This window comes from Mycobacterium sp. MUNTM1, from assembly GCF_054660795.1.
This window is the reverse complement of record NZ_BAAGDE010000188.1, coordinates 1-227: the sequence shown is the minus strand read 5'-3', so window position 1 is coordinate 227 and position 227 is coordinate 1. Positions and strand designations below refer to the sequence as shown.

General features: G+C 75.3%; 1 protein-coding gene. It reads left to right on the top strand.

The window, feature by feature from the left end; all coding sequences use genetic code 11:
* A partial coding sequence (locus ACYQ8K_RS30370) for a DUF222 domain-containing protein (RefSeq protein WP_459975100.1) occupies nt 1–227 on the top strand: 227 nt, incomplete at both ends.

The window sequence follows — 227 nt, the reverse complement described above, 5'->3', positions numbered from 1 at the left end:
CTCATCAATCAGCTTGGTGAGCAAGGGGATTCGACGGAGTTGGGCGGCAAGCTGTCCTGGGTGTTGGCCGACCGGCTGCACATCACCCGGGCCGAGGCCGGCCGCCGGATCGCCGAGGCCGCCGACCTGGGCCCGCGCCGCGCGCTGACCGGCGAGCCGTTGGCGCCGGTGCTGCCCGCCACCGCCGCGGCCCAGCGTGACGGGGCGATCGGGGCCGACCACGTGGC